The sequence below is a fragment of the Streptomyces sp. NPDC057877 genome (assembly GCF_042796855.1).
In the GTDB taxonomy this organism is placed as follows: Bacteria; Actinomycetota; Actinomycetes; order Streptomycetales; family Streptomycetaceae; genus Streptomyces.
Genome location: NZ_JBHVMS010000008.1, coordinates 111,893 through 127,808, shown reverse-complemented (window position 1 = coordinate 127,808; position 15,916 = coordinate 111,893). Strand labels below are relative to the sequence as shown.

General features: G+C 71.2%; 16 protein-coding genes and 1 riboswitch. Of the genes, 7 read left to right on the top strand and 9 right to left on the bottom strand.

Annotated elements, in window-relative coordinates:
* Positions 1-14: 14 nt before the first annotated feature.
* The 3 genes from ACFVQG_RS24795 to thrC form a co-directional block, all read right to left on the bottom strand.
* Positions 15-218 (bottom strand): cold-shock protein, encoded by a 204-nt coding sequence (locus tag ACFVQG_RS24795; protein WP_004986573.1) that lies wholly within the window; start codon positions 216-218, stop codon positions 15-17.
* A 442-nt stretch (positions 219-660) separates the two neighbouring features.
* Positions 661-936 (bottom strand): MoaD/ThiS family protein, encoded by a 276-nt coding sequence (locus ACFVQG_RS24790; protein ID WP_055625113.1) that lies wholly within the window; start codon positions 934-936, stop codon positions 661-663.
* Positions 933-2,213: a threonine synthase gene (gene thrC, locus ACFVQG_RS24785; RefSeq protein WP_383387389.1), complete on the bottom strand. Its 1,281-nt coding sequence runs from the start codon at positions 2,211-2,213 to the stop codon at positions 933-935. Before thrC ends, ACFVQG_RS24790 begins: the two co-directional genes overlap by 4 nt.
* Positions 2,214-2,231: 18 nt before the next feature.
* Positions 2,232-2,391: riboswitch (SAM riboswitch) on the bottom strand.
* A gap of 163 nt (positions 2,392-2,554) precedes the next feature.
* On the opposite strand from thrC, the gene ACFVQG_RS24780 reads away from it, so the two are divergent.
* Together ACFVQG_RS24780 and ACFVQG_RS24775 are read left to right on the top strand one after the other, a co-directional pair.
* Positions 2,555-3,499 (top strand): glucosyl-3-phosphoglycerate synthase, encoded by a 945-nt coding sequence (locus ACFVQG_RS24780; protein WP_383387387.1) that lies wholly within the window; start codon positions 2,555-2,557, stop codon positions 3,497-3,499.
* A 60-nt stretch (positions 3,500-3,559) separates the two neighbouring features.
* Positions 3,560-4,963 carry a trehalose-6-phosphate synthase gene (locus ACFVQG_RS24775; protein WP_383387385.1) on the top strand — a complete coding sequence of 468 codons (1,404 nt, stop codon included), beginning with the start codon at positions 3,560-3,562 and terminating at the stop codon, positions 4,961-4,963.
* A 16-nt stretch (positions 4,964-4,979) separates the two neighbouring features.
* Here ACFVQG_RS24775 and otsB read toward each other — a convergent pair whose 3' ends face one another.
* From otsB to ACFVQG_RS24760, 3 genes are read right to left on the bottom strand one after another with little or no spacing between them, the layout of a single operon-like run.
* Entirely contained in the window at positions 4,980-5,864 is an 885-nt protein-coding gene (gene otsB / locus ACFVQG_RS24770) for a trehalose-phosphatase (RefSeq protein WP_383387383.1), read from the bottom strand.
* A gap of 38 nt (positions 5,865-5,902) precedes the next feature.
* The gene (locus tag ACFVQG_RS24765; RefSeq protein WP_383387381.1) at positions 5,903-6,139 is read right to left on the bottom strand and encodes a DUF3263 domain-containing protein; all 237 of its coding nucleotides are present in this window, start codon (positions 6,137-6,139) and stop codon (positions 5,903-5,905) included.
* A gap of 29 nt (positions 6,140-6,168) precedes the next feature.
* On the bottom strand, positions 6,169-7,392 hold the full coding sequence (locus ACFVQG_RS24760; RefSeq protein ID WP_383388087.1) for an extracellular solute-binding protein: 1,224 nt from the start codon (positions 7,390-7,392) through the stop codon (positions 6,169-6,171).
* Positions 7,393-7,633: 241 nt separating this feature from the next.
* On the opposite strand from ACFVQG_RS24760, the gene ACFVQG_RS24755 reads away from it, so the two are divergent.
* From ACFVQG_RS24755 to ACFVQG_RS24745, 3 genes are all read left to right on the top strand, one after another.
* Positions 7,634-8,587, top strand: coding sequence for an ROK family protein (locus ACFVQG_RS24755; protein WP_383387379.1), 954 nt, complete (start codon positions 7,634-7,636; stop codon positions 8,585-8,587).
* The gene (gene nagA / locus ACFVQG_RS24750; RefSeq protein ID WP_383387377.1) at positions 8,587-9,807 is read left to right on the top strand and encodes an N-acetylglucosamine-6-phosphate deacetylase; all 1,221 of its coding nucleotides are present in this window, start codon (positions 8,587-8,589) and stop codon (positions 9,805-9,807) included. The genes ACFVQG_RS24755 and nagA overlap by 1 nt, the downstream gene beginning before the upstream one ends.
* A gap of 134 nt (positions 9,808-9,941) precedes the next feature.
* On the top strand, positions 9,942-10,871 hold the full coding sequence (locus ACFVQG_RS24745; RefSeq protein ID WP_383387376.1) for a 1-phosphofructokinase family hexose kinase: 930 nt from the start codon (positions 9,942-9,944) through the stop codon (positions 10,869-10,871).
* 27 nt (positions 10,872-10,898) lie between these two features.
* On the opposite strand, the gene ACFVQG_RS24740 is transcribed toward ACFVQG_RS24745, so the two are convergent.
* Together ACFVQG_RS24740 and cdgB are read right to left on the bottom strand one after the other, a co-directional pair.
* Positions 10,899-11,831, bottom strand: coding sequence for a CBM35 domain-containing protein (locus tag ACFVQG_RS24740; protein WP_383388085.1), 933 nt, complete (start codon positions 11,829-11,831; stop codon positions 10,899-10,901).
* Positions 11,832-11,947: 116 nt separating this feature from the next.
* Positions 11,948-13,615, bottom strand: a complete 1,668-nt coding sequence (cdgB, locus tag ACFVQG_RS24735; protein ID WP_383387374.1) for a diguanylate cyclase CdgB — start codon at positions 13,613-13,615, stop codon at positions 11,948-11,950.
* Positions 13,616-13,941: 326 nt separating this feature from the next.
* Between cdgB and ACFVQG_RS24730 the strand changes: the two genes are divergently transcribed.
* Positions 13,942-14,535, top strand: coding sequence for a flavin reductase family protein (locus ACFVQG_RS24730; protein WP_383387372.1), 594 nt, complete (start codon positions 13,942-13,944; stop codon positions 14,533-14,535).
* Positions 14,536-14,559: 24 nt separating this feature from the next.
* Here ACFVQG_RS24730 and arfB read toward each other — a convergent pair whose 3' ends face one another.
* Complete coding sequence (gene arfB, locus ACFVQG_RS24725; RefSeq protein WP_383387370.1) at positions 14,560-14,997, bottom strand: alternative ribosome rescue aminoacyl-tRNA hydrolase ArfB; 438 nt, start codon at positions 14,995-14,997, stop codon at positions 14,560-14,562.
* Between the two features lie 213 nt (positions 14,998-15,210).
* On the opposite strand from arfB, the gene ACFVQG_RS24720 reads away from it, so the two are divergent.
* Positions 15,211-15,786 (top strand): TerD family protein, encoded by a 576-nt coding sequence (locus ACFVQG_RS24720; protein ID WP_383387368.1) that lies wholly within the window; start codon positions 15,211-15,213, stop codon positions 15,784-15,786.
* Positions 15,787-15,916: the final 130 nt, after the last annotated feature.

Here is a 15,916-nt window from a genome sequence, read left to right as displayed (position 1 = left end):
TCGTGGAAGAACGTTCAGGCGGTGACGCGAACCATGTCGGCCTGCGGGCCCTTCTGACCCTGCGAGATCTCGAACTCGACCCGCTGGCCCTCTTCCAGGGTGCGGTAACCGTCCATCTGAATCGCGCTGTAGTGGACGAAGACGTCCGCACCACCGTCGACCGCGATGAAGCCGTACCCCTTCTCCGCGTTGAACCACTTGACGGTGCCCTGAGCCATGCCTAACTCCCCTATTACTGGCCCTTGCACAGATCCACACTTCGCGGATCCGGGTCAGACCTCACCCCCCGTGGATTGGGGGCGTGCGCCGGAACGCGTCGACCGCGGCTGAATGTATCTGTCCAACTGCCGTCTGCAACAGGTCAGTCGGACGAGAATTCCGGGCAGTACCGGTCGGGAATTTACGTAGAATTCACCCGAATTCAGGGCAAGTCGGGCCCGACAAAAGGTGGGAATGGCGCAAAGGTGGCAGACACTTTGGCTACTTCTTATCGCAGGCGCAGCCGGAACTGATATGCGCTCGGCGCGCGGAAGGCGACCCGTTCCCCAACTCTACCGCGCTCAACCACATGGAATGGCCCCCTCCGCTTCTCTTACGGAGGGGGCCATTCGATGAACGGTCCGTAATGAGCATTACCGAAAGTAATACTCGCCGCCCGGTTCAGCCTCCGGCGACCGCCGGAATGATCGACACGCCCGCGCCGTCCGGCGTGGCCGTCTCCAGGCCCTGCTCGAAGCGCACGTCGTCGTCGTTGACGTACACGTTCACGAACCGGCGCAGCTTGCCCTGGTCGTCGAGGACCCGGGCCGCGATCCCGGTGTGGTTCTTCTCCAGGTCCGAGATGACCTCGGCGAGGGTGGCGCCCTCGGCGGCGACCTCGGCCTGACCGCCGGTGTAGGTGCGCAGGATGGTCGGGATGCGAACGGTCACGCTCATGCGAGGCCAGCCTCTCGGAAGGAGTCCAGGTTGGGTCGGATGGTCGCGGTGAGGCCGGTACCGGCCACCGCGTCCAGCGTCTTGAGTCCATCACCGGTGTTGAGGACGACGGTCGTCAGCCCGGGGTCGAGCACGCCGTTCTCGATCAGCTTGCGCGTCACGCCGACCGTCACGCCACCCGCGGTCTCGGCGAAGATGCCCTCGGTGCGGGCGAGCAGCTTGATGGCGTCGACGATCTGCTCGTCCGTGACGTCCTCCACCGCACCCCCCGTACGCCGGGCGATGTCGAGCACGTACGGCCCGTCCGCGGGGTTGCCGATGGCCAGCGACTTGGCGATGGTGTCCGGCTTCTGCGGCCGCACCACGTCGTGCCCGGCCTTGAAGGCGCTGGAGACCGGTGAGCACCCCAGCGCCTGCGCGCCGAAGATCTTGTACGGCCGGTCCTCGACGAGCCCCAGCTCGACCAGTTCCTTCAGCCCCTTGTCGATCTTCGTCAGCTGCGACCCGGAGGCGATCGGCACCACGATCTGGTCGGGCAGCCGCCACCCGAGCTGCTCGCACACCTCGTACGCGAGCGTCTTGGACCCCTCGGCGTAGTAGGGCCGCAGGTTCACGTTCACGAACCCCCAGCCCTCCCCCGCGGGATCGCCGATCAGCTCGGAACAGAACCGGTTGACGTCGTCGTAGTTGCCCTCGATGCCCACCAGCTCACCGCCGTACACGGCGGCCATGACGACCTTGCCCTGCTCCAGGTCGTGCGGGATGAACACGCACGACCGGAGCCCGGCCCGGGCGGCGGCGGCGCCGACCGCCCCCGCGAGGTTCCCGGTGGACGAGCACGACAGGGTGGTGAACCCGAACGCCCGCGCCGCCTCCAGCGCCTGCGCGACCACCCGGTCCTTGAACGAGTGGGTCGGGTTACCGGAGTCGTCCTTCACATACAACCCGCCGGTCACGCCCAGCTCCCGGGCGAGGTTGTCGGCCTTGACGAGCTTGGTCCACCCAGGGTTCAGGTTGGGCTTTTCGGCCACATCGGCCGGAACGGGCAGCAGCGGCGCGTAACGCCAGATGTTCGCGGGGCCCGCTTCGATCCGCCTGCGCAGTTCTTCCGCGTCGTACGCGGAGAAGTCGTAGGCGATCTCCAGCGGCCCGAAACACTCCTGGCACGCGAAGACGGGTCCGAGGGGCACCCGGTGCCCGCACTCACGACAGGAAAGCGCGGCGGCGGGACCCAGATCAACGGTCTTGTCAGTGCTTGCAACAGTCTGCACAGCCATGTGAGGCGAGGCCCTTTCTCCTCATCTTCCTCACGACGCATCTCGCCGTGAGACGGATTTGGCACCTTCCCTAGCCGGGAGCCTCGCTGAGCACGGTCGTCATCGACCGGTACGAGAACCGACTGGAGGGTTGCCGGGGCTTCAACGGGCCGTATCCCTCTGCCCCTCTGGATGAGCGGTATGTGGTTGTGAACACCGACGACCCCCGACATGCGATGGTCATCCGCGTTGTTCAAGACTGTAACCGAAGGCCAGGACAGTTGAGATAGACGTCCGAACCGCGAGATGGATCACACGACCACACCGTGACCGCCTGATCGAACCGTGAGGAGCCGCCAACTGTGCTGGAAGAAGTCGAGCGCTGGCTGAGCACCCGCTCCTGGTCCAAGACCGATCGCCCGCTCCACCAGATCCTGGCCGCGAAACGCGCGACGGGCCAGTCGGTCAGTGTCGTGCTGCCCGCGCTCAACGAGGAGGAGACGGTGGGCGACATCGTCGCCGTGATCCGTCATGACCTCATGCGGCAGCTCCCGCTGGTCGACGAGATCGTGGTGGTCGACTCGGGATCAACCGACCGCACCTCGCAGGTGGCCGCCGCCGCGGGCGCCACCGTCGTCCACCGGGACGAGATCCTCCCCCGCGTCCCGCCCGTCCCCGGCAAGGGCGAGGTCCTGTGGCGCTCCCTTCTGGCCACCTCCGGGGACATCGTCTGCTTCATCGACGCCGACCTGAGGGAGTTCTCCTCGGACTTCGTCTCGGGCATCGTCGGCCCCCTGCTCACCGACCCCGACGTGGACCTGGTCAAGGGCATGTACGACCGTCCCCTGGGCGGCACGGCGGCGCAGGGCGGCCGGGTCACCGAGCTGATGGCCCGCCCCCTGCTCAACATGCACTGGCCGCAACTGGCGGGGTTCGTGCAGCCCCTCGGCGGCGAGTACGCGGCCCGCCGCACCCTCCTCGAACAGCTGCCCTTCCCCGTCGGCTACGGCGTGGAGCTGGGGATGCTCGTGGACAGCCTGCACCTGGTGGGCCTGGACGCCCTCGCCCAGGTCGACGTGGGCGTCCGCAAGCACCGCCACCAGGACGGTCAGGCGCTCGGCCGGATGTCGGCGGCGATCTACCGCACGGCCCAGCTCCGCCTGGCCCGCGGCCACCTCGTCCGCCCCTCCCTCACCCAGTTCGAACGCGGCGAGGACGGCTTCGAGCCGCGCACCTACTCCGTCGACACGGAGGAACGCCCACCGATGGTGGAGATCGCGGAGTACGCGTCCCGCAAGGTGGCGTGAAGCGTGGGGCGTGCCGAACCGCACGTTTGAGCGTTTCCGGGCCGGGCTAGGTTGAGGCGTATGGCTTCCACGCAGGCTGCACAGGTGCTGGTCGCGTCCAACCGCGGCCCGGTCTCCTACCAGGTGGCCGAGGACGGCTCGCTGCACGCCAGACGCGGCGGCGGCGGGCTCGTCTCCGGTCTCTCCGCGATCGGGCCCGACGCGGGCGCGCTCTGGGTGTGCTCGTCCCTGAGCGACGGCGACCGCGAGGCGGTCCGCCGCGGGGTGGGCGAGCCAGGTGTCCGCATGCTGGACATCCCGGCCGACGTCCATGCCGACGCCTACAACGGCGTCGCCAACTCCGTGCTGTGGTTCGTGCACCACATGCTGTACCAGACCCCGCTGGAGCCGTCCTTCGACGCGGAGTTCCGCGCCCAGTGGGAGTCGTACGAGGCCTACAACCGGGCCTTCGCCTCAGCCCTGGCCGAGGAGGCGGCGGACGGCGCGACCGCCGTGATCCAGGACTACCACCTCACCCTGGTCCCCGGGATGCTCCGCGCCCTGCGCCCTGACCTGCGCATCGGGCACTTCTCGCACACCCCGTGGGCGCCGCCCGACTACTTCCGCGTGCTCCCCGACGACATCGCCGCCGCGATCCTGCACGGCATGCTGGGCGCGGACCGCCTCGGCTTCCTCACCCACCGCTGGGCGGACGCGTTCAGGGCGTGCTGCGAGGCCTTCGTGGACGGCGGCGTGGGCGGCACCCGCATCGGGGTGCACGGCCTGGGCGCGGACGCGGACTTCCTGCGCCAGCGCTCCCACGAGCCGGACGTGACGGAGCGGCTGGCGTCCCTGCGCACCGAGATCGGCGCCTCCCCGGACGGCACCCCGCGCCGCACGATCGTCCGCGTGGACCGCACCGAACTCTCCAAGAACATCGTCCGTGGCCTGCACGCCTACCGCCATCTGCTCGCCACCCGCCCCGAGTGGCGCGACCGCGTCACGCACGTCGCCTTCGCGTACCCGTCCCGGCAGGACCTGGCGGTGTACCGCGACTACACGGCGGAGGTCCAGCGTGTCGCCGCCCAGATCAACGACGACTACGGCACGTCGGCCTGGACCCCGGTCATCCTGCACGTCGAGGACGACTTCGCCCGCTCCCTGGCCGCGTACCGCCTCGCCGACGTGGCCCTCGTCAACCCCATCCGGGACGGCATGAACCTCGTCGCCAAGGAGGTCCCCGTGGTGTCGGACGAGGGGTGCGCGCTCGTCCTCTCCCGGGAAGCCGGGGCCTACGAGGAGCTGGCCGAGGACGCGATCACCGTGAACCCGTACGACATCACGCAGACGGCGGAGGCACTGCACACCGCGCTGTCCATGCCTCCGGGGGAGCGCGCCGAGCGGGCGAAGCGGCTCGCGGCGGCGGCCACCGCCCTGCCTCCGGCGCGGTGGTTCCTGGACCAGTTGAACGAACTGGAGGCGTGACCGGCGCGGGGCCGCGTCAGGCGACCGCCGCCTCCGCCATGGCCGCGAGCAGGCGGACCACCCCCTGCGGACCCGGGACCACCACGTCCGCGCGTTCCCGCAGGGACGGGACGTCCTCGGGGCCGCTGCTGCACACCAGGACGCCGAAGGTGCCCTCGGTGCGGAGCCGGGTGACGGCGGAGAAGGCGGGGAGGTCGCCGAGGTCGTCGCCCGCGTAGAGGACGGACTCCGCGGAGGTTTCGTGGACGTAGTCCAGGAGGGCCATGCCCTTGTCCATGCCGGGTGGGCGCAGTTCCAGGACCATGCGGCCCGGCTCCAGGAGCAGGCCGTGGCGGGAGGCCAGGTCCGTCAGGGGCGCGCGCAGGGTGTCGAAGGCGGCCTGCGGGTCGGCCGCACGTCGGGTGTGGACCGCCACGGCGTGGCCCTTCTCCTCGATCCAGGTGCCGTCGTCCCCCGACAGCCCCAGCCGTTCCAGCAGTCCGGGCAGTTCGGCCCGCACCGCCTCCACCCCCGGATCCGGTGGCGGCGCCGTCACCTTCCCGCTCACCGCGTCCCACCGTTCGGCCCCGTAGTGCCCGAGTACGACCAGGTGCTCCAGGCCCGGGACGCCCGCGAACCCCCCGTACCGCACCGCGACCTCCGCCGGACGGCCGGTGATCACGACCACGGCCGCCACCTTCGGCGCCAGTGCCACCAGCGCGGGCACGGCGTCGGGGTGTGCCCGCGCCGCTTCCGGGTCGGCGACGATCGGCGCGAGGGTGCCGTCGAAGTCGAGGGCGATCACCGCCCGCCCGGGCCGCGCCAGGAGTGCCTCGAGCCCGTCACGCCCGGCCTGTGTCACAGGCGTCGGCAGAGGCAGAGATCCGCTCGGTTCGTTCGAGTCCGCGCTGTGGATGCCCATACGGCGACACTATCCACCCCGGCCGCACCACAACCGCCTCACCGCTCCCCGCGCCGCGCCTCCCGCACCCGCCGCAGCCGGTTCACCGTCACGGGGTCCTCCGCCAGCGCCCGAGGGTCATCCAGGAGTGCGTTCAGCAGCTGGTAGTAGCGCACCGGCGCCAGCCCCAGCTCCTCCCGTATCGCGCGCTCCTTCGCCCCGGGCCCGGCGAACCCCCGCCGCTCCAGCGCCAGCACGTCCAGCTCCCGCCGTCCAAGCCGTGCACGCTCATCCATGCCAGCACCGTACCTAACCGGTACGACAGCTACTCCCCCGCCGAACCCTCCGCGGCGACGGCCGTCCCCGCGATCTGCCCCAGCACGCCCGCCGGACTCCCCTCGGAGCCCACCGCGTCGCCGATCCGCTTCTTCACGTCCGCGCTCACCGAGGCCCAGGACGTCTTCCCCACGGGGTACAGCTCGGCCAGGGGCAGCTCCTCCAGGAACGGCTGGAGGGCCTGGTCCGCCTGCGCGCCGCTCATGGTCTGGGAGGCGGAGTTGGTGACCGGCAGCAGGTCGTACCTCCGGCTGAAGTCCAGCACGTTCTTCTCGCTGTAGACGAAGTCGAGGAACTCCCCGACCTCCCGTCCGCGCCCGTTCTGCTTGAACGCGAGCATCCAGTCCGCGACCCCCATCGTGGCCTTGGTGGGACCGTCCTCGCCGGGCATCGGCACCATGCCGAACTTCACGCCCTTCTTCTCGGCCATCTCCATCAGCGAGGGATGCCCGTTCAGCATCCCCACGTCCCCCGCGGCGAACGCCTCGAAGGCCTGCGCCCGGTTCAGCTTCCCCGGCGCGACCGGCCCGGTCAGGCCCTCGCCCACCAGCGCATCCCGCAGCCAGGTGAAGGTCTCGACGTTCTCCGGCGAGTCCACGGAGTACGCGCCGGTCTGGTCGGTGTAGCCGCCGCCCCCGCTCAGCAGCCACTGCATGGTCTCGGCCTGCGCCTCCTCCGTCCCCAGCGGCAGCGCGTACGGGTACTTCACGCCCTTGGCCTTCAGCGCGGCGGCGTCCGCGGCCAGCTCCTCCCAGTCGCTCGGCGGTGTGATCCCGGCGTCCGCGAACAGCGACTTGTTGTAGAACAGCAGCCGGGTGGAGGCGGCGAACGGCATCCCGTACTGCGTCCCGTTCACCCGCCCGGCATCGGCGAGCTGGGCGGCGAAGTCGGCCTGCGCGGAGATGGACAGCAGGTCGTCGGCGGGATACAGCAGATCGTCCGCCGCGTAGTCCGCGTACGCCCCGATCTGCGCCATGTCCGGCGCCTCCCCGGCGTCGACCATCTCCTTGACCTTGCGGTCGACGTCGTTCCACGAGTACACGCTGACCTCGACCCGCACGTCCGGGTGCTCGGCCTCGTACTCCTCCACGAGCTTCGCCCAGTACTTCTCGGAGCTGTTCGCCGCGTTCGTACCGTAGTCCGCGGCGACCAGCCGGAGCGTCACGTCCCCCGAGTCCCCGCCGAGCCCGCACCCGCCGAGCAGCGCGACCATGCCCAGCGCGGACGCGGCCGCGACCGCCCCGCCGCCTGGCCCGCCGAACCCCGTTCCACGTCGCTGCCGTCGCTGCTGTCGCTGCCGCCGCTGCACTGCCGTACCGCCCCAAACCGTCTAACGAAACATCAGGTGTCCGATTTTCGAATCAAGGTCTACACCACTTGAAAATCCAAGAGCAAGGCGTACCCCAGGTAAGTGGACTAGACCTCTTCCGGGTCCTCGGGCCACACTGTCCTGCGTGAAACCCGTCAGACACGTCATCGCCCTCGATGTGGGCGGCACCGGGATGAAGGCCGCCCTCATCGGCCCGGACGGCGCCCTGCTGCACGAGGCCCGCCGACCGACCGAACGCGAGCGCGGCCCGGACGCGGTCGTCGAGGGCATCCTCGGCTTCGCCGCCGACCTGCGCGCCCACGGCGTCCGGCACCTCGGCGCCCCGGCCGCCGCCGCGGGCGTCGCCGTGCCCGGCATCGTCGACGAGGCCGACGGCACCGCCGTCTACTCAGCCAACCTCGGCTGGCGCGACGTACCCCTGCGCGACCTGCTCGCCGACCGCCTCGGCGCCCTCCCGGTCGCCCTCGGCCACGACGTCCGCACCGGCGGCCTCGCCGAGGGCCGGGTCGGCGCGGGCCAGGGCGCCGACCGGTTCCTGTTCGTGGCCCTGGGCACCGGCATCGCGGGCGCGATCGGCGTGGACGGCCGGGTGGAGGCGGGCGCGCACGGCTTCGCGGGCGAGATCGGCCATGTCGTCGTCCGACCGGGCGGCACCGCCTGCCCGTGCGGTCAGCGCGGCTGCCTGGAGCGGTACGCCTCGGCCGCCGCGGTGTCCGAGGCGTGGGCCGCGGCCACCGGCGACCCGGACGCGGACGCGGCGGACTGCGCGCGGGCGGTGGCGGCGGGCGACCGGGCGGCCCAGGCCGTCTGGCAGGCCGCCGTTGACGCCCTCGCCGACGGCCTGGTCACCGCGCTCACCCTGCTGGACCCGCGCACCCTGATCATCGGTGGCGGACTCGCCGAGGCGGGGGAAACCTTGTTCACACCACTGCGGGACGCGGTGCAAGGCCGCATCACCTTCCAGAAGCTCCCGGCCATGGTCCCCGCCGCACTGGGGGACACGGCCGGATGTCTCGGTGCCGGACTGCTGGCCTGGGACCTCCTCGACTCCACCGACCGCAAGGAGGCAACGGCCTGATGGCAACCGCCCCAGGGGCGCAGGGGACCGCCCTACCCGCCAGCCCCGCCCCCCAGCCCGTGCGACCCGCGACCGGCACGGCGCCCCTCGTCCTGACCGGCGCCCGCGTCGTGCTGCCCACCGGCACCGTCAAGGACGGGCAAGTGATCGTCGACGGCGCCCGCATCGCCGCGAGCGCGCCGGAGAACGCGCGGGTCAGCGACGTATCAGGCCACTGGCTCGTGCCCGGCTTCGTCGACATCCACAATCACGGCGGCGGCGGCGCCTCCTTCACCTCCGGCACGGTCGACCAGGTGCTCCAGGGCATCCACACCCACCGGCTGCACGGCACCACGACCCTCGTCGCCTCCACCGTCACCGGCGACATGGACTTCCTCGCGCAGCGCGCCGGACTGCTCTCGGAACTGGCCGAGCAGGGCGACATCGCGGGCATCCACTTCGAGGGGCCGTTCATCTCGCCGTGCCGCAAGGGCGCGCACTCCGAGGAGCTGCTGCGCGACCCGGACCCGGCGGACGTGCGCAAGCTGATCGACGCGGCGCGCGGCAAGGCGAGGATGGTGACCCTGGCGACCGAACTGCCGGGCGGCATCGACTCCGTGCGGCTGCTCGCCGAGCACGGGGTGATCGCGGCCGTCGGCCACACGGACGCCACGTACGAGCAGACGGTCGAGGCCATCGAGGCGGGCGCCACCGTCGCCACGCACCTGTTCAACGCGATGCCCGTCCTCGGGCACCGCGCCCCGGGCCCCATCGCGGCGCTCCTGGAGGACGACCGCGTCACCGTCGAGCTGATCAACGACGGCACCCATCTGCACCCCGCCGCGCTGGAACTGGCGTTCCATCACGCGGGCCCCGGCCGGGTGGCGTTCATCACCGACGCGATGGACGCGGCCGGGTTCGGCGACGGCCGCTACATGCTCGGCCCGCTGGAGGTCGAGGTCGCCGACGGCGTCGCCCGGCTGGTGGAGGGCGGCTCGATCGCGGGCTCCACGCTCACCCTGGACCGCGCCTTCAAGCGGGCGGTGACGATCGACCGGCTGTCGGTGGAGGACACGGTGGCCGCCCTGTCGGCCAACCCGGCCCGGCTGCTGGGCATGACGGACACCATCGGCTCCCTGGATCCGGGCAAGTACGCCGACCTCGTCCTGCTCGACGACGCCTTCGACGTCAAGGGCGTGATGCGGCGCGGCGAGTGGGTGGTGGACCCGCAACTGGGCTGATCCGCACCCGGGTCGAGAAACGGCGGGAAGCCGACGAGCACCGGCACGAGGGCTGGGCCGACCGCCGTCTCTTTGGCATGATCGTGGCACCGGGACACACCGCAAGCGCAGGCAATGGGGGGAGGTCGGCCCCGATGATCCTCACGGTCACACTCAACACCGCTCTCGACATCACGTACCACATACGATCCCTGCGCCCGCACGGCACCCACCGCGTCACGGACGTCGCCGAACGCCCCGGCGGCAAGGGCCTCAACGTGGCCCGGGTGCTGGCCGCCCTCGGTCATGAGGTGACCGTCACCGGCTTCGCCGGGGGCGGCACCGGCCTCAGCGTGCAGGACGGGCTCACCACAGCGCCCGGCATCACCGACGCCCTCGTACCGATCACCGGCGCCACCCGCCGCACCATCGCCGTCGTCGACCAACAGAGCGGCGACACCACCCAGCTCAACGAACCCGGCCCCACCATCACACCCGCCGAGTGGTCCGCCTTCCAGGAGGCGTACGAGGATCTGCTGCGGCCCGCCGCCGCGGTGGCCCTGTGCGGCAGCCTGCCGCCGGGCGTACCGGTGGGCGCGTACGCGGGGCTGATCCGCACCGCCCGCGCCGCGAACGTACCCGTCCTGCTCGACACCGGCGGGGAGCCGCTGCGCCGCGGCATCGCCGCCCGCCCGGACGTCGTCAAGCCGAACGCCGACGAGCTGGCCGAGCTGACCGGCTCCCACGAGCCGCTACGGGCCACCCAGGACGCCCGCCGCCGAGGCGCCCGCGCGGTCGTCGCCTCCCTGGGCGCCGACGGTCTGCTGGCGCTCACCCCGGAGGGCCGCTGGCGAGCCGCGCCACCCGAACCGATCCCCGGCAACCCCACCGGCGCCGGCGACGCCGCGGTCGCGGGCCTGTTGTCCGGCATGGTCGAGCAACTGACCTGGCCGGACCGACTGACCCGCGCGGCGGCCCTGTCGGCGGCGACGGTACGGGCGCGCACGGCGGGCGAGTTCGACCCCGGGGCCTACCAGGACCTGCTGCGCCGCGTCGCCGTCACGACGGACGCGACGGCGGCCTGAGCGACCCGGCGGGCCTGTCCTGCGGACTTATCCCTCGGTGATCGCGAGCTGGTCGAACACGACGTCGCACTTGTTGCCGTCGTTGCAGGCCAGTTCGATGGTGTTGGTGCCCTTGGTGAGGTTCACCGTGGCCCAGGTGGTCTGCCAGCCCGCTTCCCAGTCGCCCTTGGGCGTGCCGCCGAAGTTCTTCATGTTCAGCGGGCGGGTGGTGTCCTTGCCGTTGACGAGGAGGGTGGCGTCGGCGTCCGTGCCCGGGATGCCGTAGCGCACGTCGAGGCGGTAGCTGCCGGCCTTCTCGATGCCGTTGACCGTCCAGGTGACCTTGGCGCCGACCTGGTTGAAGCCGGTGACGTAGACCCCGCCGTCGGACTGGGCGCCCGAGAACTCCGAGGCCGTGGACATGCCCTCGCTCAGCCGCAGCGCCTTGGCGTCGATCTTCGGCAGCTCCACCTCCTCGGCGTCACCCCCCGCGCTGCTCGACGACGTCGGCTCGCTGCTCTGGGTCTGGGTCGGGGTGGTGTCGGCCTGGTTGCCGGTGTCGCCGTCGTCGGAGTCGTCGCCGCCGAGCATGGCCACGCCGATGCCGATGACGACCGCGGCGACCACCGCGACGGCGCCGATCAGCAGGCCCTTGGTGTTCGGCCCCCGGCCGCCCCGGCCACCGCCGCGACCGCCATGGCCCTGCTGCTGGACCGTGGGGGCGCCGCCGGGGAACGTCTCCGGGGCCGCGTAGTGCGTGTTCGGCTGGCCGTAGGCGCCCTGCTGTGGGGGCACCTGGCCGGGTGCCGCTGGCTGCTGGCCGTACTGCCGCTCGCCGACCGCTCTGACCCGGCTGACCGAGTTCGGGTAGCCGTAACCGCCGGAGGGCGGCTGGGCGCCGTTGGCCTGACCGTCGGCATAGAGGTAGCCGAACGGGTCGTCGTCCTCGGGCGTGCTCGCGCCGTTGTTGCCGGGCGTCATCCCTTCGTACTCCTCAGGTGCGGGGCGGATGCGGTACATGGTGGGAATGGCGAGCCTACCCGCTCTTGCTGGCCCAAACGGGTGACTCGGACCGCATCAGCGCGCTGACCTGGGCGTCATCCCGCACGTCTGTGCTGTTTGGGACGAGACCGTTTCTCGACGTACATCCGTTCGTCAGCGGATTTCAACACTTCGTCCGCGGTCATGCCGCAGTGTGCCCACCCGATGCCGAAGCTGGCGCCCACCCGGACAGCCCGTCCTTCGGCCCGGATCGGCTGGATGATCTCGTTGCGCAGGCGTACGGCGAGGTCCTGGGCGTCGGCGCGGCCGAGCCCGTCGGCGAGGATGACGAACTCGTCACCGCCGAGCCGGGCCACGGTGTCGCCGTCACGGACGCCGTTGCCGAGCCGCCGGGCGACCTCGATGAGGACCGCGTCGCCCGCGTTGTGCCCGAACCGGTCGTTGATCGACTTGAAGCCGTCGAGGTCGCAGAAGAGGACCGCGAGGCCCTTGGTGCCGTCGTCGCGGTCACCCTCGGGCGCGATGGTGTGGACGTGGTGGTCGTAGGCGTCGTAGGGCTCGCCGAAGGCGCCGTCCGGGCGGAGGCCGAAGTCGTGGCCGGTGTCGTAGGGGTCGAAGGGGACGACGGGGTGGCCGTACGCCGCGTCCACGGTCTCCAGAACGCCGCCGTGCGCCGACTGCGGGCGCTGCTGGCACAGGCGGGAGGAGAGCCGGGCGCGCAGCTCGGCGGAGTTCGGCAGGCCGGTGAGGGAGTCGTGGGAGGCGCGGTGCGCGAGCTGGAGTTCGCGGCGCTTGCGCTCCTCGATGTCCTCGACGTGGGTGAGCAGGAAGCGGGGCCCGTCGGCGGCGTCGGCGACGACGGAGTTGCGCAGCGAGACCCAGACGTAGCTGCCGTCCCGGCGGCCTAGGCGCAGCTCCGCGCGACCGCCCTCGGCGGAGGTGCGCAGCAGGGTGCCGATGTCCTCGGGGTGGACCAGGTCGGAGAAGGAGTAGCGGCGCATGGCGGAGGCGGGGCGGCCGAGCAGGCGGCACAGCGCGTCGTTGGTGCGCAGGATGCGGCCGTGCTGGTCGCCGCCCATCTCGGCGATGGCCATGCCGGAGGGGGCGTACTCGAAGGCCTGCCGGAAGCTCTCCTCGCTGGCCCGCAGCGCCTGCTGCTCGCGCTCCAGGCGGACCAGGGCGCGCTGCATGTTGGCACGGAGGCGGGCGTTGCTGATGGCGATGCCCGCCTGGAACGCGTACATCTGGAGCGCTTCGCGTCCCCAGGCGCCGGGCCTGCGGCCGTTGCGCGGGCGGTCGACGGACAGGACGCCGATCAGTTCGCCGCCGGGGCCGCCGTACATGGGGGCGAAGAGGCGGTCGGAGGGGTGCCACTCGTCCTCGAAGCGGGGGGCGGGGCCGTCGGTGTACCACTGCGGGACGTCGTCGTCGTCGAGGATCCAGCCCTCGGTGTGCGGTATGAAGATCAGGTCGCCCCACTGCTCGCCCATGGCGAGGCGGCGCTCCCAGGACTCCCGCGAGCCGACCCGGCCGGTGATCAGGGCCTCCGCGGCGGGGTTTCCGGAGAAGGCGGCCACGACGAGGTCGCCGTCGGGGCGGACGAGGTTGATGCAGGCCAGTTCATAGCCGAGGGCGCTGACCACGCCGTCCGCGACCGTCTGCAAGGTGTCCGCCAGGCTGCGGGCGGCGTTCATGTCGGCCATGACCTTGTGCAGCTGACGCAGGGACGCAAGTTGGACGTACGGCTCCGACTCGGTCTCCATGCTCGCCCTCCCCCCGAGACCTCGCAGCGAATCAAGGGTTGTCTTTGGCGCCTTTTCTGGACGGTGCCATTACAGCTTCCCCGCCACTGAATCACAGCGCGCTGCCCACTCGGTACACAGGGTCAACAATTAGTGCCCCTTGTGACTCAAGTCACAGCAAAACGTGAGCAATTGAGAGGGGTTTCATCCTTTGTCGGCCCCGTGTAGGGAGCTGGCTGTCGGTCGGTTGTTCGATGAACCCGGGGGTCCTAGGACCTTCCGCCCAGGGGACTCCTCGGACCACGGCCCGATGTGCGGCGTCCGCACCGGAGACTAGCGTGCGAGGCGTGCTGAACCATCCTCTCCCCACCACCGCTGTGGCCGTCCCCGCCCAGCCGCGTGCCGCCGGGCATGCTGAAGGGGTGAGCAACGACGAGTTCCGGGCCGCCATGTCCCGGCTGGCCGCGGGCGTGGTGCTGGTCACCGCGCAGGAGCCGCCGCTGGACCCCGACGACCCCCAGGCGCCGCGCGGCGAGGACGTCGGCATGACCGCCACCGCCTTCATGTCCGTCTCCCTCGACCCGCCCCTGGTCCTGGTCAGCCTCCGCGACGGCTCCCGCATGGACGACCTGCTCACCGAGCAGCCCCTGTGGGCGGTCTCGGTCCTCTCCGAGAGCCAGCGCCACATAGCGGGCCGCTTCGCCATGAAGGGCCGCATCAGCGACCGCCTCCTCTTCGAGGACATCCCCTACACCCGCGGCGACATCACCGGCGCGCCCCTGGTCGGCGGCGCCCTGGCCACCCTGGAGTGCCGCACGGAACAGCGCATTCCGACCGGGGATCACACGCTGGTGGTGGGGCGGGTGCTGGGCGCGCGGGTGCCCAGTGCGGACGGGGGGCCGCTCGCGTACTTCAAGGGGCGGTACCGGCAGTTGGGGTGAAGCGCTCCGGCGAGGAACGCCGGGCTACCCCCAGTCCCGGCCCGACCGCCCGCGCTTGGTCTGCGAGCGCTGCTTCTTCTCGCGCAGTCGCCGTTCGTTGAGCCCGCTCGGGATGCGGGTCGGCCTGCGGGGCCTGGGCGGGGGTGCCGTGGCCTCGGCGAGGAGGGCGGCGAGGCGTACGGCCGCGGTCTCGCGGTTGCGCCACTGGGAGCGGTGTTCCGAGGAGCGGACGGTGACGACCCCGTCGACGAGGCGCCCGGCGAGCTTGTGCAGGGCGCGCTGCTTCCAGACCTCGGGGAGGGCGTCGGTGCGGGCGAGGTCGAAGCGCAGTTCGACCTGGGAGTCCGTGGTGTTCACATGCTGTCCGCCGGGTCCGGAGGACCGCGAGAAACGCCACATCAGCTCGGCCTCGGGCAGGGAGACGGAGCCACGGATGACGTAAGGACCGGACATGCGCACCATGTTCCCCGCTCTGTCCGGTCCACGTCACCCCAATATCCGCACCCGATATCCGCGGTTCAGGAAGCGTTCGGCAAAGAAAGTAAAGACACTCGGAACTTGTGGCACCCCACACGGCGTTCTAAGGGGTAGCTGTAGCTTCGTGGCCGTACACCACGGCGCTTGTACAACCCCGTACGAAAACCGTACGACATCGAGGGAAGGGACTCCCAAACCATGGCTGTAAGCCTGTCCAAGGGTGGCAACGTCTCGCTCACCAAGGAGGCTCCGGGCCTGACCGCCGTCACCGTGGGCCTCGGCTGGGACGTCCGCACCACCACCGGCACGGACTTCGACCTGGACGCCTCGGCCATCGCGGTCAACACCCAGGGCAAGGTCTACTCCGACGCCCACTTCGTCTTCTTCAACAACAAGCAGACCCCGGACAACACCATCGTCCACACCGGTGACAACCGCACCGGCGAGGGCGCGGGCGACGACGAGGCGATCAACGTCAACCTGGCGGCCCTCCCGGCCGACATCGACAAGATCGTCTTCCCGGTCTCCATCTACGACGCCGAGACCCGTTCGCAGAACTTCGGCCAGGTCCGCAACGCCTACATCCGCATCGTCAACCAGGCGGGCGGCGCCGAGATCGCGCGTTACGACCTCTCCGAGGACGCGGCCACCGAGACCGCCATGGTCTTCGGCGAGCTGTACCGCAACGGCGCCGAGTGGAAGTTCCGCGCCGTCGGCCAGGGCTACGCCTCCGGCCTGGCGGGCATCGCGCAGGACTTCGGCGTGGGCGTCTGACGGACGTCATCCGAAGAGGAGTAGTCGCGGGGGGGGGGGCCCCGGGGGGGCCCGGGGGGCGCCCGCGCCCCGACGCCGGCCGCCGCCCGCCCCCCGGGGGGGCACGCCAACAAACACCGCAAACGCGGCG